Origin of the sequence: Vulcanisaeta souniana JCM 11219, assembly GCF_026000775.1 — an archaeon.
GTDB classification, from domain to species: Archaea; Thermoproteota; Thermoprotei; order Thermoproteales; family Thermocladiaceae; genus Vulcanisaeta; species Vulcanisaeta souniana.
The window spans coordinates 2320346-2339547 of the sequence record NZ_AP026830.1; the positions used below are offsets into that span (position 1 = coordinate 2320346).

Below are 19202 nucleotides of genomic sequence, written 5' to 3' on the forward strand. Positions count from 1 at the left end.
AGGGGCAAGCTCTATGCAACGTCGTAATTACTTAAATCCCTCAGTCTCTTGAGCAATATATTCGCTGCACCATTAGGGTTCTCCTTAGCCAGTCTCCATAGGTCCATGCTCTCGGTTATTATGTACTTAAGAACCCTGGACCTGGACCTCGTTGGTTTGTTACTCTCCACCCTAACATAGCCGTCATCCGCCAACCTACCGAGCACCTTTGCAGTCTTCAATATGTCTGAGTGCCTGCCATTGAGTCCAGCGAATTTTAGCAATGACCTCGCCTTAATGGTGATCCTCCTGCCCTTACTCTTACTTATTAAATCGATAAGCGCCTTTACAATTCTTGAATCATACTCCTCCATACAAAGCGCGCTTTAATTAAACCCTATATAACAGTTATTCACTGAGGAATAACGCGAATCCCTTTTAAATAGGGTAAATAACAGGTCCTGTGGAGCTTGATACTAGGTTAAGGCCGTTATTAATGGAGCTCCAGTATAACTTCCCAATAGTAAAAAGGCCGTTTCTTGAGATCGCAAATAGGCTTAATGAGGATGAGGACTGGGTACTGGAAAAAACAAGGGATTTAGTTCATAATGGTGTAGTTAAGAGGATTGGCGCTCTCGTGAATTACAGATCAAGGGGATTGGTATCAGCATTGGTTGGTGCTGATGTACCCAATGATTTGATTAATGATGTCGCCAAGGTTATAAATTCCGATGCACAGGTTTCGCATAATTTCGTAAGAGAACACCCTAGGTATAACGTGTGGTTCGTTACGAAGGCCAGGAACAAGGAGGAATTAATAATGAAAGTTTCCAATACCTTATCTAAGCTTGGCATTAATGACCTTGTGATTCTAACGGCATTGAGGACCTATAAGATAGATGTTAAGTTTGACCTAATGAGCGGCATATCCCGTACAAAATCTATGGTATTGCCACCCAGCGTACCATCAATAGAATCCACAGGACTAACGATGGAGTTCTTTAGGAAATTAAGATCAATAAGTATTACAAGAGAGCCCTTCGACGAAATAACCGGTTTAGCCGGGATTAGCATTGATGAATTAAGTAATTTACTAAGTAATTTAATGAGAATTGGAATAATAAGGGACTTCTACGCAACGCTGGATTCAGACAAGGTGGGATTCAGGGAGAATGCCATGGTTGTCTTTAAGGCAACTCCAGAAACCTGTGAGAAGGCCGCATTAATTGAAGAAACAACACACGTAGTGCTTAGAGAAATAACTCTTGGTTCATGGCCCTACAACTGCTATTTCATGATACACGGCATTAATAGGGATGTACTTGAGAGAGCCATAAGCGACATAATGAAGAGGCTCGACATAAATAGGTATGAGGTACTTTATAGTATTAGGAATTTATTACCGGAAATGCCGAGAAGGCTTGAGTTAACTAACACGTGATATAGTCTTTGCTCTATTGACCAACCAATATGCTAACGCGAGTATTAATATGCTCATAACTAATAATATTCCGTAATATAAGGAACCACTGGGCGATGCAATGTAGAGCAGTAATTCCCTTGAAACTGCAGTGAGCACTACGGCTAATACTAAGTCAACAACCACGGTACCTGACCTAATGTATTCCAAGAACATGTCAACGAATTCCAGGGCAATGACTACCAGGAAGATCGCTGAGAGGGCACTCAGTATCTCCAGGTCTGATACTGATGCGAAAGTCACTAGAGAAATAATATCCCTAACTGCCAGGTATAGGGCTATTGCGCCCAGTACCACGGTTATAACAATAATGACTAAGTACAGCACTATACTCACGAGCTTAAATACACGTGCTATATCCTTAGTGTTCATTTTATTATACACCCCGGAGCCCGGTTTTATATTTTGCACCATGTATAATCATTAATAATAATTATGAATCATCGAACCCATGAATCAAATGAACTTCACACTAACGGATAGGGCTGTTCTCTAAGTCTTGGTGCTTTAGGTGTTTTCTAATTGCTTTTGGATGCTTTTTAGTGCTATTAGGCGTGCCGATGCCGTGTGCCTGTCCAGACCGTGTTAGTGGAAAAATTATAAGTCTTTGAAGTTATAAGCCCTTTGGTGACCTCGGGGTTCCGAGAGCCGCAGGGCCGTGAGCCACTGCGGTGAGGGGCTCCGAGCGGAAGCGTGACGAACCACCTACCGTGATTAAAAGTAATCAAACACGGTAGGCGGGGAACGCTTTTATGCATAAGACTGCAATTACGTGTTGCCGTGGGTTATAATGCAATAATGTTTTTAAGTCTCCCTCGCCAATTCTCCACGTGTCATTAGAACGACTTTATGAAGTCCTTAGGAAGATCGACAGCAAGGTTGATGAGATATACAAGTTGAGGGATAGTAGTGATGCCGAGATAGCCAAGTTAATAAGCGAAGTCAAGGTCAAGGTAGAGGACGAAATCGAGGAATACATAAAGAGATTGATAGGTGAGTATAAGGAAAAGAAACATAGTGAGATTGAAAATGAAGTAAATAAGTATTCCGAGGATCTGCGTAGAGATGTCGAGCAATTCAGGAAGAAGATTAATAATGCCATTGATAAAACGGTTGATGAGGTTGTTAGGATGTTAATTGGTGAATAGGCAGGATGTCGAGCAATTACGTAATTAAACTAACGGCACTTGGACCAAGAGTGAGGGGATTAAGGGCCAAGTGCTTGCCTAAGGATAAGTTAAATGCACTAATACTTGCCCAGACGATTGATGATGCCATAAATGCCCTGAAGGGTACTGACTATGGCAATGTCATTGAGAAGCTAGGTAAGATCACTGACGAAGCTCAGATAACTAATGAAATAAGGACCTACGTAGTCAAGTCAATAAGTTCATTGGCTTCATCAGTACCATCACCGGCATCCACAATATTGAAATCGTACTTAATGAGACTTGAACTCGAAAACATTAAGGTAATTGCGAAATCCCTCATGAAAGGACTAGAGGGTGGTGTTACCCTAGAGAGTATGATTAATGTTGCCGTTGAGGAGGAGCTGGGTAGGAGACACGTACTGGCCGCCATAATGAGTGTTAGGGATATTGAGGATCTACGTAATAAACTGATGGAGATGCACCACCCGGCTGGCCCTGCGTTGGATAGCTTCGTGAAGGTAAGCAAACAGTACTCACAATATGGTAATGCCTTAATTGATACGTTAATTGACAGGGCCTTCATAGAGTACTTAGCCCACTTGGCAGAGATTGACAATTCTGTTGGCAAGTTCGTTAAGGGACTCATTGATTTTTACAACCTTAATGTATTCCTGAGGAGCAAGTTATGGGGTTTATCCCAGGAACTAGTCAATGAACTTGTAATACGTACGGGCAATGTATTTAGTACTGCAATTAAGATATATGGTGAATCACCCACCAGGATCCTTGAGGAGGTTGCCTCGGTATTTCCATCACTTGATCAATTAATTAAGGTCGCTGGTTCCTCAGACCTGAGGACCTTGGTTCAGTACCTAGGTCCATTTAGTTATAGATTTGCCAAGGACCTTGAGGAGTACATGGTATCCCTATTTACGGAATTCTCGCCGGGTGCCGCATTGGCGACCGTGCATTTTAGGTTCATCGAGAGCGACCTAGTCATTACCCTACTGAATGCCTTCCTTGAGGGTTTACCCAGGGACTTTATTGTTAAGCTTTACGGACCCGTTATTTAATATTCTTTATCTCCTCAACTTTTTTCAGTAATTCCTCCCTGGTCTTACTTATCTTCTCATTTACCTGCTCAAGGTACTTACTAACTATCTTTTTCATTTCGTCCTGGACAACATCATTAATACCCGGCATCAATACACCGTAAGCATTGAATTATAAATGCTTTATGCCCCGTTAATTGACCTAATGCTTGAACGCCAGAATTGATGATATGATGAGAACCACCAGTGATGCAATGAGGAGCAGCATGGCATATACACGGTATGGATAATATGATGAATGAGTCATTAGGTATGCCGTGGATACCACGGTTGCGTTATACCGCTTAATACATGACCCATTTACTGAAATAACAACTAGTGAGTTTGTGCAGGGGCATGATAGTATAATTGCCGGTTTAACAAGTATGTCGATGTTTCCGTTGGCGAAAGTTGTGGTGAATAGCGAGTAGGTGTATGGTGTATAATCAATGATTTTACTGTTATCTAGGATCATTATTGACACATAGCCGCTGCCGATTATTGTGGCGTTTATTGTAACCCTACATACGCCGGGTAATGTTATGTTAAACCATTTGCTGGATGAGTTGTAGACATTGAAGGTGAGTTGGGTTTCATTGCTAATACGAAGGCTACTTGTTAATGGTATATACGTAATCTCCCTGGTCACTATGGATCCATTATTCAACTCCTGAACACCGCCAGTGCCCAATGATACAAGGGCGCGGCCAATAACGTAATTACTAACGTCAGTATCCCAGGGAAAGACACAAGTAACATTACTCCTTAATTCACCATTCATGCATGTATATTTAACAAATGCATTACCACCCACTGACACGTTCATTAAAACCAGTCCGGCAATCAGTAACACCAATGCGGTAATTATTAGGTACTTAATCATCATAACAACCTAGTCCATGCATATTTTAAGCTTAACGAAAGTGATCACTTATTGCATTCCAATCATCCCTACTTAACCTCCAGCCCATGGCGCCCGCGTTCTCCTCAACATGCTCTGCCCTACCAGCCTTCGGTATTGGCACCAAGTTGTCAATACCAATGTACCAATTAAGCACAACCTGTATTGCCGTCTTATCATACTTCCTACCAATACCCCTGAGAAACTCATTATTGGCAAACTCACCCTTCTCAAGCGGTGTATACGCCAGGTAGAGTAAACCATTCCTCTGCACGTAGGGTATTACCGACGCCTCATCAACCCTATGGAGGAGACTGTACCTATTCTCCACCGCGGCGATGTCATACTTACTAAAGCATTGCCTAGCCCTTTCAATACCCTCGACATCAAAATTACTCAAGCCAACAAACCTAACCACTCCATCATCTATCAACTTCTCAAAGGCCTTCATAGTCTCACAAACCGGTACATCATTCGCAGGCCAGTGAAGTAGGTAAAGGTCTATGTATGTGCCCAGCCTCTCCCTACTCGCCTTGGCTGACCTAATGACGTCATCATAACGAGCATGGTTCGGCCAAACCTTAGTAACTATGAAGAGTTCCTCCCTTGAAAAGCCCCTTATTGCCTTACCAACTAGTTCCTCCGCATGTCCACCACCGTACATCTCAGCTGTATCAATAAGCGTCATGCCTAACTCAATACCACTTCTCAGTGTCTTGACCCAACCCTCGTCATTTGAGTAATCAGGTGACCAAAAACCACCGCCCATACCCCACGTTCCCATACCTATTACGGAAACCTTACCATTTATTGATTTTATGTACTTAGTATCCTTACTTAATGGCATGGGTTATCACGGAAGCATCTCCATGGAGTTTATAAGGGTTATGCCGAAAACATAATGAGCTTGTTCTTATACTGAGTTGTTGTATTAATTTAATATTATTCATTATTAAATATGTGTATTGAATTAAATTGATCTAAATATAAAAATCCTTATTAATAAGTTATATAGTAAACAAAATGATGTCTGTGGAATTAAGTGATAGGGAAAGAACCGTCTTGAGAATCATTGGTGATACCTGTGATAGGAAGGGTCAGGATAATATTAAGTTTGAGGATGTTTCCGAACGCTTTAGAATAGCTGGTTTTAACATTAATGATGTCATGGACGTGCTGTATAGGCTTGAGGATCTGGGCCTAATTAGGCTTGAGATAATTGGTTATTCAACGATAATTTACATTACTGATAAGGGCAGGGACATCTATAAGTCTCTATAACCTCCGTTTAATTTTAGGGCGTTAGGTTAAAATTATCTCATGAATGAGTTATAGCGGGTTTTAATTCAATGTTTAGGAAGGGCCTTGATTTCATTAAGGAGCCCTATAGAACAGTCATTCAGAACCTACTAAACTCATTAATTAGGTTATACGGTGATAACCTAGTTTCACTTGTTATTTACGGTAGTGTTGCGAGAGGTAATCAACGTAAGGATAGCGATATTGACATGCTGGTGATTTTCGAGAAATTGCCAAAACCCATGTCTGATAGGATTAAAATATTCGAGAGAGCCGAGGATGAGGTTCAGTCATTACTTGATGAATTATTAGATAAAGGCTATGCCATCACCCTGTCCCCATTAATAAAAACTAGGGAGGAGGCTAAAAGGTTCTCACCGCTTTATCTGGACATGACCGAGGATGCCGTGATTGTTTATGATAAGGATGGATTTTTTGAGGAGGTGCTTACAAGAATAATTAATAGGTTAAGGGAGTTGGGCGCGACGAGAGTCTGGGTTAGTGACAGGGCTTGGTACTGGGTTTTGAAGAGAGACTATAGATTTGGCGAGGTGATTGAGATTGAATAATCTCGAGATGGCTAAGTCCTACATTAACCAGGCTATGGAAAGGATAAAGCATGCAAAGGAAGCGCTAAACAGTGGTAATTACCCATACGTGATTAGGCAGTGCCAGTAAGCCGTTGAGTTGTTGCTTAAGGCGGCATTGAGAATTGTTAGTGTGGAACCACCAAGGTGGCATGATGTTGGTCCAGTGCTTAGGAGGGAACGTAATAAATTCCCCGTGTGGTTTCAGGAGCACATCGATGAATTAGCGTCAATATCGAGAAGTCTTAGGAAGGAAAGGGAGTTCTCGATGGATGGTGATGAGGAGAGCGGGATACCTCCTGAGGAATTGTACACGAGGATAGATGCTGAGAGAGCACTTAATGATGCTGAGAAGGTTCTTTCGCTAGTCAGCAAGTTATTTAATGAGGTAAGTAGGTTGTGAAGATGAATTTTGAGTGGTGAGGAATTTTTATTGGTTTGTTATACGCATCCTGTTGGTTTTGGCGCCCCTGCCACTTTACATGCTCCGTGGGCTGGTCCGTCTGGGAATAATTCGTATATACCCTCCAGTGATTCCCCAGTCTCCTTCGTAAGCATTTTTATTGGTGGACATACACCGTATGTCTCCCAGTACTGCCTGAGGTACTTGATCACCTTCCAATGTCTCTCGGTCATTTGCTGCACACCTTCAAGATTCTTAGCCATCCACTCGGCGATCTTCTCATCCCAGATTTCGGGATTTTGCAGGAAGCAATCCTCGTCAAGCATTACTTTCTTTCCATTAACCTCGTACTCACCTGGACATGTGACTGGCATTTAACCACCCAGGGTTGTAAATACTGCATGATGTAAAAAGGTTGTTACACGTATTAAGTGGAATTTCATTAATTTTAATGACTAAGCTCTCCTTAACCTAACCCTAAATGCATCCTTCGGTACCTCCATTAACCTATGAAAAAGCCTCCTCGCCTCGCTAAGTCCTAGATTATAGGTGAACCTAATTAATGAATTATCAATTAATACAGCCCTGTTCCCAAGTGAACCCCTATCAACATCACTAAGAACCTTCATCCTTAGTATCGTATAAATCAGGGCCTGTGCACCAAGTAGGTACTCCCTATTCTCATCCATGGTGATGCCATATAGGTAATTATGGGTTAGTGCAAGCCCTGGATGACGAAACACCTTAACACCCAACTTCCTACTAATCACATCACTAAGTCTCACAACACTGGGCATACACATCAGCTTACTGCCTAGGTATTCCGCGAGGATTTCATTGTAGTGGTCGGTATGGATCAATACATCACGGCCCCTTAAGGCACCTAATACCCTGGTCAACTCCCTAGCCCTTAATTCGGACCTGAACTTAATTCTCTCTGCATCAAGCCTTGCATACCTTATTATCCACCTCACTGAGTCATCGAAACTCCTCCTAAATAATGCAGAGTTGTAACCCTTGTAGGCTTCTGCTATTTTAGTCTCCATATAGGCGATATACCTCTCCTCATTGCTCATTATTACACTTGATAATCCTCCGGTTATTGCCTTAATTCTAATTTTCATACTAATCAATCCATAGGGATCGATCGGCAACACATCAATGCCATCTTTGTTCAATTCCCTTAGCACACCATAGAACTCCCTGGCGTAGTTAACATCGAAATACTCAATTTCATAAAGCAACTGATCAAAATCAATTTCTCCGTTTAGGTAACGCCTGACGCCCTCAACGTCAGGTACTTCGACTATGAAAACATCATAATACCGAGCAAACTCCCTTAAATATCTTACGTACTCAATACCAGGTGGTAACAGGATTATGCTTATCAAATTGAATCACCATCCACCTAACCATTAAAGAAAACAAATGATGATTTTTATTTTAATCAATTTAACTACCTCTGCAGTTTAATTACATGTACGTTATGAATTGCCTAACACCAAAGTTCCAAGAGGTCTCCTCACACCTATTGTGCCTAGTCCTCGGTATACCTAACTTATTCATGAACTCATCAATGCCGATCCTATCTATGAAGTCGCCAAGTCTCTCACCAGGCTGTGCCTCCCTCTTCCATACATCGATTATCTTCTTAACCGCAGCCACTACCTCCCTATACTCAGGCGGATTGACAGGTAACCATGGCACAACCTTATAAGGTAGCCTCGGGCCTGTCCCCGTATTACTCGTCTTACCACCCACGAATATAGCAACACCAATCTTCGTGGGATCCCAATCAAAATAATCACAGACATTCTTACACCTACCACAGGCAATGCACTTCCTCTCATCGACCTCGATGCCCACCGAACCATCCGGCTTACCAAACACCCTAATAGCACCAACGGGGCATACGGCTGCTACATCCGGTGTAGCCTTCTTAAGGGCCTCAGAACTGGATGGCAAACAGAACTTAATTCTCTCCGGGTCAGGCCTTGGTGCCTGTCCGTAGTGCCCAACAATCACTATGTCACCGGCCAATGTACCGCCACATGAGTTTGTGCAACCAGCCACAAAGACCATTAACTTAGCCGGTAGCTTCTCCTCACCCGTGAAGTACGGCTTTAGGTTATTATAAAGTACCTGGGTTATCGATGGTGCATCAACCACGGCCGTTGTGCACGTTAGGTAGGCAGTGCAGGAGGTTATGTGCCATAGTGATGTTCCCCATCCTCCCACTGGGAAGCCCAGCTTCTCAACCTCCTCCTTTATCTTCAATGCTTTGTCGAGGCTATCTGTTATGAACTCTAGGTTCATGCCCCTAGTGGCCCTCACGACACCGAGACCATACTTGTCGGCAATTTCTATGAACTTCTCGAGAGTATCTACACTAACCCTGCTGTTCGATGGCAATCCCACCTTTACCGTGAATACCCTATCCCCGGTCTCAGATATGTGCTCAATGATTCCATTACCATGGAACTTCCTGGCAACCCACTTACCATAATTACTCCTAATAACCTCAGGTAATTGGGCCGAGAACGGTACTGGCAACCTCTTATTCATTCTATCCCTAGGTTCAGGTGTTATTGTGAAACTCATGAACATCACCTCGAACCAGAACCACCTCCGAAATATTCACTCGTCACCTGCTTAGCCCAGTTTTCATACATTTCCCTCTCGTCATCGGTTAGGTTAGTCCCTATGGAGATCCTTAGGTGCGATGATGGTGTTCCCCTGGTCTTATTTGGTAAAGTCTTGTCAGCAACCTCACTAATGACCTTAAAGCCCCTCCTAATTATCATGTCGCCTATCCTATGCCTACGTGGCGCTAACTCCATGTACTTATTAATTAATTCCGTGGCGAATGGAACAATCTCCTCAACCGAGTCTAACAGAGCAACGGCCCTTGCTAGCTTAGGCCCGAAGTGCCCCTGAATGTGGGCACCAACGAGAAGCGCAATTTTCCTATTCCTACCCGGCCTTATCGCTGGAAATGCCTTCTTAATGCAATTCATGGCCTTCAGGCATTTAGATCCATCTATATTGAGTTCCTTCTTCTCTTCATTCCAACTAATGGCCTTTGATGGACATGAATCGACAATTTCCTTTGGATTTATTTTACCCTCCTCAACCATCTTCCTAAACAATCCCTGATCAACCTCAGGAGCACCAACCCAAGTACCGATTAGTGCGAAATCAGCCCTGGAATTGGCTGTGGCGCAGTCCATTGGACAACCACTGAACTTGAACTTTATTTTATACGGGAACATCTGTGTATTTAAATACCTGTAAAACGCTGGATGCGATCTGATGTAATCCATGGCATGCAGTGTATCGTACAAGGCGAACTCACATAGGGCTGGACCAGGGCACGCATAGAATTCCCTAAATGTGTCACCTGAACCACCAACGTCACTACCCATTATGGTCCTAATGGCATCCACAGCCTCATCAGCCTTCTCAGCAATCATATTAAGAACAAGCGCCCCAGTGTTACCACCAAACTCCATCAAACCTATCCCATACCTCTTGGCAACCTCAACAACCTTCCTCAAGTAACTAGTCGAGTAGAACCTACCGGCGGGTGCATAAGTCCTGAAGTGAATCTCCACGAACTTACCATCCCTACTCCTCCTCGCCAATATACCACTGAATACATACCTAACCCTGAAGGAGCCGCTAAGCCACGGTGTGTACTTCCTGGCTAAGCCCTCGGCATAAGCCTCAATTGGGTACTTCGTCCTCTTCAGCTCAGTTACATAACTAGGCCAGGGACCCCTCTCAAGGTACTCAAGCATCTTCATACCTCGTTCCAAGTCACTTGCCTTTTGAACAGTCTCTGTACCCATAACTTATCATAGATTGTAAGGACTATTTATTTTGAAAAGATTATTACACATAGCACGTGATATTATACGTTAATAAAAACAGCGAACCTGCTCCCTCCTGGGGGCAGGATAAGGCTTTGAACCAGATATTCAGCATGCCTTTGGGAAGTATAAGTAAAGGCCAGGCATTAATTCACTTGGCCTAAGGGAAGCGAGGTAGTATCGACGGACTTGAGGATAAACGCCTTGGCAAGCGTAATAATAAGTTACGGTACTTGGTTACTGTATAAGGGTGTTGGGACTGAGAAGGACTACTTCTACCTGCAGAGTAGGATTGCAGGGACTCAGCCGTTGGCAGATAGGATGAAAACCTTGGTGAATGGGACGCATACCTAGAGCTGTTTAAGGAAAAGAGGAGGTTGTTCGGGGAAGTTAACCAGGCATCTCCTTCATTTGTAAGGAATGCTGGCGTAATTAATGCATTATAGTTGGTAGGTGGCATTGAACTTAAGGTTCAGGGGTACGGTATGAGATTGTTGGGTATAGCACCTCCGTTGAAGTAAAGAGGCGCCCTAGGGGTATGGTTAATTGCCCGTTAGGTCACAGGCTTCAAAGTGTCCTTAACGGTTCAAACATTATTAAGGAGGGCATAGGAAAACAGTAATTGCAACTAAAAACGTTGTCATTCCTGTTCCTCATAACGGAGCGGTACCCGTGAAATGGATGTAACCCCGATACATCGGAAAATCCACCCCTCGGGACAAGGAGAAGGGCAGTTAGCTTTCATATGGATGAGGTATGGAGAAGCTCGATCTAAAGGCTATGATGTACTTGCATGGTTTACGTGAAATAAAACCAATAATTAAGCATGGCCAGTGTGGGTGCCGATGAATGAGGATAAGGATAACAGGGTTGTTTTCTTCATAACCACGTCTCCCTCTGAGGAGGATCGAATCCAGGCCGTATTAAGGCTTTCATTGATCGCCTCCTCACTAGGTTATGAAGTCTTCATATACCTGGCGCTTCACTCGGTGGTTACGGTTAGGAAGAACACATTTGAGAAATTAAGTAGTACAACAAGGGACATGTTGAGGGACGCGATTAAGAATAATATCAGGATCATGGCGTGTAAAGTGGCCATGGAGGGCTTTAATGTTAAGGCTGAGGAGTTGATTGATGGCGTGATTGTTGCGGAACCCAAGGACCTCTTTGAAATCGCTAAGGGCTCTGTCCTTCTCTCCTGGTAATACTGCCTAGTAACTCTGAGAGATATCTCATGTAATTAAACCCTAAATCCTCTATTAAGCCCTCCATAAAGTTTTCATTAAATAATTCCTCAGTAATGGCTGCCTTTATGCCGCAAGCAACCATTGCCCTTTTATTACTTACATCAAGCCTAAGTGGGAATAAAAATGGTGCAATTGATCTATCTCCGTGTAGTTCATATCCAATCTTCGTTGTTAATTCCTCAAGGTCATTAAAAAGCTGGGCAATACTAGGGAATTCCTCGAGGTTAATATCCACTATGAGGTCTAGGTCGAGTAGTGCCAGGGACACGTAATCCTCCTCCTTAGCGGCATTTATCAGCATTGGTTCACCACCTTGGACGTACAGTATCAAATTAACTTCCTCACCCGTCGACTTCATTATGTCATCAATAGCATCGGAAATACTGAGTTCCTCCAGGAAGCCGGAGTTCTTGGCTTTGTTTATTAATTCCGAGATCTCCTTTCTCTTCATATCATCCTCATTATTCATTAGTTAATGAAAACCTCATTACTTTTATATTGTTTTGCACATACTACGTGTAATAATATTTTTTATGTTTCTATGATTACTACGAATCGAGTATGAACGAACTTTATCTCGTTCTCTACGGATACATTCCATACGCCGTAGTAATGATATTCCTAGTGGGCATCATATATAGAGTGGCCACGTGGATTACAGCAAAGGGGTTAGTGGGACTTTACAATGCCAATGTCTGCCTATACAGGGATGACTGGGGCTCAACGATGACAGAGGTTCTTAAGAGAATATTCATTTTCTACACATTACCTGGCAGGGACAGGGACTGGTCACTATTCATAGGATCCTTCCTCTTCCACTGGGGAATCTGGATCGCGTTGATAGGGCATCTTGGCATAGTAATCCCAGGCACATACCTGGAGAGGTGGTTTGGATTAACGCCAAGTCTTCACCAAACTATTGCGTTGTATGTTGGTGGTACTGCTGGCACAATAGCGTTGATAGGATTATTAATCCTCATCGTCAGGAGGATCGCTGGTAGAACAATAACCGTAAGAGTGATGGGTGAGTACAAGGTACGCATTCCTTTACGCATGTTTAGCTTCCTTGATGACTACTTCGCAGTGGCAATACTCCTGGCAATAATAGTCCTAGGGCTTTATCAAACACTCGGTATAACACCATACAATCCAGCCTATGTTGACGTAATCAGCAAGTGGATGTGGTCCCTGGTTATGCTTCATCCAAACATACAACCAATAATTAACTACCCAATACTCCAGGTACATGCATTGCTCGCCATGGTATTCATCGCATACTTCCCATGGAGCAAGATGATGCATCCATTCTCATTCCTCTTCATGCCAACGATAGCAAGACCAGCAATAAAGGTGAAGACCACGGGGTGAGGTGACGGCCGATGTCGTATGACAAGGTATTCAAGGAAAGACCATTCAAGTGGGGTGATGCATCTAACTTCATGCATTACTTGGCGGATGAAAGATTAGTCTCAAGGCTTCATGAGGCAATTAAGTTCAAGCAACCAATAACCACTGATGAAGAGAAGGTTGAGTACTTTAGGAGGAGATTGCTTGAGGAATATGAGAATAATAAGAACGTGAGGATGGCGGTGGACGTATGTGTTCACTGCGGTCAATGCATGAATGCCTGCCCAACATACATAACGACTGGTGACCCATATAACTCACCCCTTGGACGCGCTGAGTTGATAAGGGCTGTAATTAAGGCGGATAAGGTTAGCGGTAAGTTGTTTGGCAAGGCTGTTGGTGCCGTTAAGAAAATCGACATGAATTACATAAAGAAGATATACACGTACTACTGGCTATGCCTTATCTGCAGGAGATGTGGTTATGCCTGCCCACTCGGTGTTGAACAGACTGACGTGACAAGGGCAGTAAGGGGGATACTCTATGAGATAGGCATGGCATCTAGATTTACGGCATTAACAGTGGATGCCCACTGGAAGAACGGCAATAACATGAATTTAACCCCTGGGGCTGTTAAGTCCATAATTGATTTTGTGGTTAAGGAAATTAAGCAGGAAAAAGGTATTGAACTTAAGGTTAAGATTGACGAACCTGCCTACGCCTTATTACTACCGTCATCAGCCGATTATTTCATGAATATGGAAACCCTCAAGGGCTATCTACTATTCCTATATGCAGCCGGTATAGATTATACGTTGAGCACGAAGGCTGCGGAGACGGCCAATTTTGGCCTATTCCTTCATCCCAAGCACCTGCAGGGCTTGGCTGAGAAGTACGTTAGTGTTGCCAGGGAGTTAGGCGTAAAGCTCGTGATTGCTGGCGAGTGCGGGCATGCATGGAGGGCCCATAAGAACTATACATTACCAAGACTTAGGGAATACGGGATAAAGTTGGTTCACATTCATCACTTGGTGGCTAAGGCCATAAGAGAGGGAAGGATAAAGTTGAATCCTGAGGCCAATGGCAACATAGTCTATATGTATCAAGATCCGTGTCAATATGCAAGGGGAGGAGACCTAACGGAGGAACCAAGATTCATACTAAGCCATGTTGCTAGGAGTTGGGTTGATCCCGAGCATAATAGGTCATGGACCTGGTGTTGTGGAGGTCAAGGAGGTAACCTAACGGATGAGGTGGTGCCATTGGTTACGCAATATGCGAGACTTTGGTATGAGGAAGCCCTTAAGAAGGATGCACAATGGGTTATTAGGCCATGTTCAATTTGCAAGGCTCAGCTTAGTCATGTCGTTCCTTACCTAAACAAGATGTATGGTAAGGAGATTAAGTACTCAGGGCTCATGGACCTTGTATATAGGGCTTTAGTTGTTTGAATGTATATGAATAAGTTAGTATTTTTCTCATTAGAAAAAATATTATTTATATTTTATCATTACTCTGTGCAATTTCTGCATTAAGCAAACGACTTAATATCAAATGAATACATACGGATATTAATGAAGAGTAACGATACCATAAACTCCCTGAGCATCATACCCGAAGAACTAAGGTTAGAACTTCGGAGACTTGTGAATGTGGAATATGACAATGTCGTAAATGACATGCTCGCCTATATCATCACAAGAGGGCTGGTAACCCTGTATAGGGTCTCCAGGGAGACCCCGTATAGTATCTCATCAATTTACAAGAAGGCCAGGTATATGGTCAAGAATAACCTATTAACACCCAGGGAATCGAATGGTAGGTTAAATGGTAAGCACATGTACGAGGTAACGGTTAAGGGGTTAATAACTTGCTTAGCCTATAAATGCTTGGATGATGATGTGGTGCTGAGTAAGCTCAAGGTAAGATGGAATCTAAAGAATTATGATATGCATAGGTTGGTGTCCATACTCACAGTACTGCCGTATATAGCTAGTAATGATAACCTAAGGGTGCTTGAAAACATAGATACATTAATGATAACAGCATTAAGTACATTAATTAATAACCCGACAATGATCAGTAAGCTCATTGATGAACGCACAATAACCAACGTGAAAAACACATCAATTTACTACTTAATAAATAACGTTATAAATGGCATATCCAATAATAGAAAGCCAGACATAATACTTGGCAATAATTCATTCCTCGTGGGATACTATAAAAACAATAGGTCTCTCTATGTGTACATATGTAGGCTGTGCGAGAAAAACTGCGTACTAGCATACATAACATGTAATAACGATCATGGATGTCCATTGACTACTGAACTAAGTAAAGATGTACTAAATATAGTAAGATGATTGGTATTGTTTTTTAACTTATTAAAAACAATTAGCGAAATTGAAAAATCATTAAATAATGAAGCATGAATATTTAGTATTAAGTTAATTTTAGTTTATATTTATTTATATTCATTATTATATTCACGTAATTATTTATAAGCATATAAACTTTCACTATCTATGTGAAATAATGCTTTTTTTAACTAAAGTAATATGAGACCGATGTTCGAGTTATACCTACCAATACCACACCTATGGATAATATATGGCGCCATAGTGCTTGTTGTAGAGATGGTGATTGGCTTTGCAATCGAGATAAGCCGAGGCATATTGGCCCTCTCCCACCTGAGCAATGTACTACCCATAAAGGGGCCGACGAGGAATTGGGGCTCGGCGAGTGCATTTATTGCTGGGCTAATTACGGCGTTCCTATACCCATTCTACGGTGCCCCCATGACATCTTGCCACACGCAAGCCACATACCTAAGCAAGCCCAAGGTTAAGGCACTAGCCCACGCACTTGTTTGGTGGGGATTCGTGTTTGCCGCAATATCAACAACACTGGGCTTCATCTATGACGAGTGGGTGTCAAGTGGTGTCCCAGGTCTCGTGGCCTTTATACCCGGCGGTAAACTTGGCCCAACCGGGCCATATGCAGTAATAGGCACTGGGGCAATTGGTGGTGTCCTCATTGTAATAGGCTTCATACTCATGATGGTAACTAGGTGGCAAGACACTAGGTCGGTGAGCGAATCTGCAATTACGGATTTCTTCCTATGGACCGCATTCTTTGTTGCATTGAGTGGTTTCGGTATAATGGGTGTTGAACTCACAATCCCGACCAACTACTATGCATTGGCCACGGCATTTGGCGTACACATATTCCTGGTGGCCATGATGTTCGCCACAATGCCCTGGACAAAGTTTGGCCACGCTATATACATGTACATATGGCAATTGTATGATAAGTACAGGACTTGGAAGGGCGCTGAGCCTAGGCTACTTGGTCCATGGAGCGGTGAACTGGCTGAGAAGGCGCTTGAATCTCGTGTACCAAGTCATCCAAAGAGGCATGGGTGAGGTGGTGAGCATGCCCTCTTATGTAATCCCGGCAAAGTGTACAGGTTGCGGGGATTGCGTTAATGTATGTCCAAGCCATATAATGAAGTTCACGAAGTCAGGTGTATTCGGCAGGAAGGCGTACAACGCAGAACCAGAGTCCTGCTGGGAGTGCTACAACTGCGTTAAGCACTGTCCACAAGGTGCCGTCCAGATGAGGGGCTACATGGACTTCACACCACTTGGTGGTGCCGTTGAGGTTTACAGGGATGAGAAGACCAATAGGGTTTACTGGACCATTAGATATAGGAATGGCACGGTTAAGTACTTCGTATTCCCAATAAGGACCACGCCCTGGAACTCAATAAAGTCGCCACAGGAGTACCCAGAACCATCCAAGGAATTCTTGAGGGCGCCGTACTTATCCTGTGAGCATGAGAAGCTTGGTGGTAATAAACTTGGTGTTGAGCTACCTAAGACGAAGGTTCCAGAGGTAGTTAAGGTTGAGGTGAGGGGGTGAGAATATGACGAGGGTTAGGTATGTGGATGCGGACATCCTAATAATTGGTGGTGGAATGGCTGGCGCGGGAGCTGCATGGGAGACTAGGTATTGGTGCAGGAATTGCAGAGTAGTACTTGCCGAGAAGGCGAATATTAATAGGAGCGGTGCAGTGGCAATGGGACTTTCGGCAATAAACACGTACATGGGGCTTAAGTGTAAGGAGAATACCGTGGAGGATTACGTTAAGTACGTGAGGGGTGACTTAATGGGTATTGTGAGGGAGGACTTGGTATATGACTACACGAGACACGTTGACTCAACAGTGCACTTATTCGATGAGTGGGGTCTCCCAATATGGCCCGAGCCTAAGACTGGGTGCTATGTTAGGGAGGGTAAGTGGCAGATAATGATTCATGGAGAGTCCTACAAGCCAATAGTTGCTGAGGCTGCTAGGAAGGCCCTTGGTGATGAAAACATATTGAATAGGGTCATGGTTACTCACCTAATAAAGAGCGCAAGCGATCCGAATAGGATTGTTGGTGCCCTAGGCTTTAATGTTAATGACGGAACATTCTATGTATTTAGGGCAAAGGCAACAATACTTGCTGCCGGCGGCGGTTCACAAATATACAGGCCCAGATCGCAGAGCGAAGGACTTGGCAGAAGCTGGTATCCACCATGGTCCTCGGCCTCATCCTACGGCATGCTCATTGAGGCTGGTGCCGTAATGACAATGATGGAGGCGAGATTCGTAGTGCCGAGATTCAAGGATGGCTATGGCCCAGTTGGCGCCTATCAATTATTGCTTAAGACAAGGATTAGTAATGCCTATGGTCAGGACTTCTGGAAGCCCCATGTTGACGAAATAAGGAAACTATATAGCGGCAAGGGTAAGTACGTAGACCTACCAATCACACCAACAACACTCAGGGTATTTGCACAACGCCTTGAGTGGATGGCTGGTCGCGGGCCGAGTCTAATGAGAACCGAGGAAACAGTGAAGAGAGGCACTGAAAGTGAGGCCATGGCCTATGAGGACTTCCTAGACATGACAATAAGTCAAGTTGTCATATGGGCTGGGCAGAACCATGAACCATCAGAGAGACCTTATGAGGTGATCACCACGGAGCCTTACGTAATGGGTAGCCACGCCACTGAGTGCGGTGCATGGTCCAGTGGTCCTGAGGATCTGGCACCCAGGAAGATCGAGGGCTTACCAGACGATAGGGGATACCAGTATTACTGGGGTTATAATAGGATGACGACTCTGGATGGCTTATTCTGCGCAGGTGATGCTTGCGGTGCTAATCCACATAAGTTCAGTAGTGGTTCATTCACGGAGGGCAGGTTAGCAGGTAAGTCAGCAGTACTATACGTGATGGACCACAGTGATGAGAAGATAGACGTGGATAGGGCTCAAGTCGATTCGTTAATAGCCAAGATAATGGAGCCACTGGAGCGTTACCAGAGGGGTAGGTACAATGTCGTTACCGGACCAAGTTACATGCACCCAGTGGACCCAACAAAGATGTATTGGAAACAGGGCTTGTTTAGGCTTCAGAAGATAATGGATGAATACGCAGGTGGCTGGTCAACAATGTACATGACCAACGAGTGGATGCTCAACAGGGGTTTAGAACTACTACAGTTCCTTAAGGAGGACCTCGTGAATTATGCCGCTGCCCAGGATTGGCATGAGTTAATGAGGGTTTGGGAGCTTTGGCACAGGATATTGTCTGCGGAGGCCGTGATTAGGCACATGCTGTTTAGGAAGGAGACCAGGTGGCCTGGTTACTACGTTAGGGCAGACTACCCGGCGCTGGATGATGATAATTGGCATGTATTCGTTAACTCAAGGTATGATGCAAAGACTGGGCAGTGGGAAGTATGGAAAGTGCCTGTGATACACATAATAGAGTTCCCATGAGGTGACCAG

The 19202-nt window shown here is 43.7% G+C and carries 23 protein-coding genes and 1 pseudogene; 14 read left to right on the forward strand and 10 right to left on the reverse strand.

What is annotated here, in order from left to right:
* Positions 1-11: 11 nt before the first annotated feature.
* Positions 12-353, reverse strand: coding sequence for a hypothetical protein (locus Vsou_RS12660; protein WP_188603175.1), 342 nt, complete (start codon positions 351-353; stop codon positions 12-14).
* Between the two features lie 89 nt (positions 354-442).
* Between Vsou_RS12660 and Vsou_RS12665 the strand changes: the two genes are divergently transcribed.
* Complete coding sequence (locus Vsou_RS12665; RefSeq protein WP_054843583.1) at positions 443-1420, forward strand: Lrp/AsnC family transcriptional regulator; 978 nt, start codon at positions 443-445, stop codon at positions 1418-1420.
* Here the strand turns inward: Vsou_RS12665 and Vsou_RS12670 are convergent.
* Complete coding sequence (locus tag Vsou_RS12670; protein ID WP_188603176.1) at positions 1406-1831, reverse strand: phosphate-starvation-inducible PsiE family protein; 426 nt, start codon at positions 1829-1831, stop codon at positions 1406-1408. The two genes, Vsou_RS12665 and Vsou_RS12670, sit on opposite strands and share 15 nt — an antisense overlap.
* 458 nt (positions 1832-2289) lie before the next feature.
* Between Vsou_RS12670 and Vsou_RS12675 the strand changes: the two genes are divergently transcribed.
* Positions 2290-2607: a hypothetical protein gene (locus Vsou_RS12675; protein ID WP_054844457.1), complete on the forward strand. Its 318-nt coding sequence runs from the start codon at positions 2290-2292 to the stop codon at positions 2605-2607.
* Positions 2608-2612: 5 nt separating this feature from the next.
* Positions 2613-3683: a V-type ATPase subunit gene (locus Vsou_RS12680; RefSeq protein ID WP_188603177.1), complete on the forward strand. Its 1071-nt coding sequence runs from the start codon at positions 2613-2615 to the stop codon at positions 3681-3683.
* Here the strand turns inward: Vsou_RS12680 and Vsou_RS12685 are convergent.
* Genes Vsou_RS12685 through Vsou_RS12695 form a run of 3 tightly spaced genes read right to left on the reverse strand, consistent with a single transcriptional unit; the run spans position 3676 to position 5449 of the window.
* Positions 3676-3813, reverse strand: a complete 138-nt coding sequence (locus Vsou_RS12685) for a hypothetical protein (protein ID WP_188603178.1) — start codon at positions 3811-3813, stop codon at positions 3676-3678. The two genes, Vsou_RS12680 and Vsou_RS12685, sit on opposite strands and share 8 nt — an antisense overlap.
* 51 nt (positions 3814-3864) lie before the next feature.
* Positions 3865-4584, reverse strand: a complete 720-nt coding sequence (locus Vsou_RS12690; protein ID WP_229709800.1) for a hypothetical protein — start codon at positions 4582-4584, stop codon at positions 3865-3867.
* A 31-nt stretch (positions 4585-4615) separates the two neighbouring features.
* A complete protein-coding gene (locus Vsou_RS12695) occupies positions 4616-5449 on the reverse strand; it encodes an aldo/keto reductase (RefSeq protein ID WP_188603180.1) in 834 nt (277 codons plus the stop codon).
* A gap of 179 nt (positions 5450-5628) precedes the next feature.
* On the opposite strand from Vsou_RS12695, the gene Vsou_RS12700 reads away from it, so the two are divergent.
* The 3 genes and pseudogenes from Vsou_RS12700 (at position 5629) to Vsou_RS12710 (ending at position 6891) form a co-directional block, all read left to right on the forward strand.
* On the forward strand, positions 5629-5883 hold the full coding sequence (locus Vsou_RS12700) for a hypothetical protein (RefSeq protein ID WP_054844460.1): 255 nt from the start codon (positions 5629-5631) through the stop codon (positions 5881-5883).
* A 68-nt stretch (positions 5884-5951) separates the two neighbouring features.
* Positions 5952-6470: a nucleotidyltransferase domain-containing protein gene (locus Vsou_RS12705; protein WP_188603181.1), complete on the forward strand. Its 519-nt coding sequence runs from the start codon at positions 5952-5954 to the stop codon at positions 6468-6470.
* Between the two features lie 7 nt (positions 6471-6477).
* Positions 6478-6891, forward strand: a pseudogene (locus tag Vsou_RS12710) (HEPN domain-containing protein).
* Between the two features lie 38 nt (positions 6892-6929).
* On the opposite strand, the gene Vsou_RS12715 reads toward Vsou_RS12710, so the two are convergent.
* The 4 genes from Vsou_RS12715 to Vsou_RS12730 form a co-directional block, all read right to left on the reverse strand.
* A complete protein-coding gene (locus Vsou_RS12715) occupies positions 6930-7265 on the reverse strand; it encodes a TusE/DsrC/DsvC family sulfur relay protein (protein WP_188603182.1) in 336 nt (111 codons plus the stop codon).
* Positions 7266-7346: 81 nt separating this feature from the next.
* Positions 7347-8282 (reverse strand): hypothetical protein, encoded by a 936-nt coding sequence (locus Vsou_RS12720; protein ID WP_188603183.1) that lies wholly within the window; start codon positions 8280-8282, stop codon positions 7347-7349.
* 82 nt (positions 8283-8364) lie between these two features.
* On the reverse strand, positions 8365-9498 hold the full coding sequence (gene dsrB / locus Vsou_RS12725) for a dissimilatory-type sulfite reductase subunit beta (protein ID WP_188603184.1): 1134 nt from the start codon (positions 9496-9498) through the stop codon (positions 8365-8367).
* On the reverse strand, positions 9498-10742 hold the full coding sequence (locus Vsou_RS12730; protein ID WP_188603185.1) for a sulfite reductase, dissimilatory-type subunit alpha: 1245 nt from the start codon (positions 10740-10742) through the stop codon (positions 9498-9500). Before Vsou_RS12730 ends, dsrB begins: the two co-directional genes overlap by 1 nt.
* Before the next feature lie 225 nt (positions 10743-10967).
* Here Vsou_RS12730 and Vsou_RS12735 point away from each other — a divergent pair, with 225 nt between their 5' ends.
* Positions 10968-11117: a hypothetical protein gene (locus Vsou_RS12735; protein ID WP_229709803.1), complete on the forward strand. Its 150-nt coding sequence runs from the start codon at positions 10968-10970 to the stop codon at positions 11115-11117.
* A gap of 491 nt (positions 11118-11608) precedes the next feature.
* Entirely contained in the window at positions 11609-11968 is a 360-nt protein-coding gene (locus tag Vsou_RS12740; protein ID WP_054844463.1) for a DsrE family protein, read from the forward strand.
* Here Vsou_RS12740 and Vsou_RS12745 read toward each other — a convergent pair.
* Positions 11940-12479 carry a hypothetical protein gene (locus tag Vsou_RS12745; protein WP_054844464.1) on the reverse strand — a complete coding sequence of 180 codons (540 nt, stop codon included), beginning with the start codon at positions 12477-12479 and terminating at the stop codon, positions 11940-11942. The two genes, Vsou_RS12740 and Vsou_RS12745, sit on opposite strands and share 29 nt — an antisense overlap.
* Positions 12480-12571: 92 nt before the next feature.
* On the opposite strand from Vsou_RS12745, the gene Vsou_RS12750 reads away from it, so the two are divergent.
* The 6 genes from Vsou_RS12750 to aprA all read left to right on the forward strand — a co-directional run bounded on the left by Vsou_RS12750 (position 12572) and on the right by aprA (position 19193).
* On the forward strand, positions 12572-13378 hold the full coding sequence (locus Vsou_RS12750) for a respiratory nitrate reductase subunit gamma (protein ID WP_229709804.1): 807 nt from the start codon (positions 12572-12574) through the stop codon (positions 13376-13378).
* A gap of 11 nt (positions 13379-13389) precedes the next feature.
* Entirely contained in the window at positions 13390-14808 is a 1419-nt protein-coding gene (locus Vsou_RS12755; RefSeq protein WP_188603187.1) for a (Fe-S)-binding protein, read from the forward strand.
* A 123-nt stretch (positions 14809-14931) separates the two neighbouring features.
* Entirely contained in the window at positions 14932-15723 is a 792-nt protein-coding gene (locus tag Vsou_RS12760) for a hypothetical protein (protein WP_188603188.1), read from the forward strand.
* 195 nt (positions 15724-15918) lie between these two features.
* Positions 15919-16785, forward strand: a complete 867-nt coding sequence (locus Vsou_RS12765) for a hypothetical protein (protein ID WP_264890739.1) — start codon at positions 15919-15921, stop codon at positions 16783-16785.
* Between the two features lie 10 nt (positions 16786-16795).
* Complete coding sequence (gene aprB, locus Vsou_RS12770; protein WP_188603248.1) at positions 16796-17284, forward strand: adenylyl-sulfate reductase subunit beta; 489 nt, start codon at positions 16796-16798, stop codon at positions 17282-17284.
* 4 nt (positions 17285-17288) lie between these two features.
* Positions 17289-19193, forward strand: coding sequence for an adenylyl-sulfate reductase subunit alpha (aprA, locus tag Vsou_RS12775; protein WP_188603190.1), 1905 nt, complete (start codon positions 17289-17291; stop codon positions 19191-19193).
* Positions 19194-19202 lie beyond the last annotated feature (9 nt).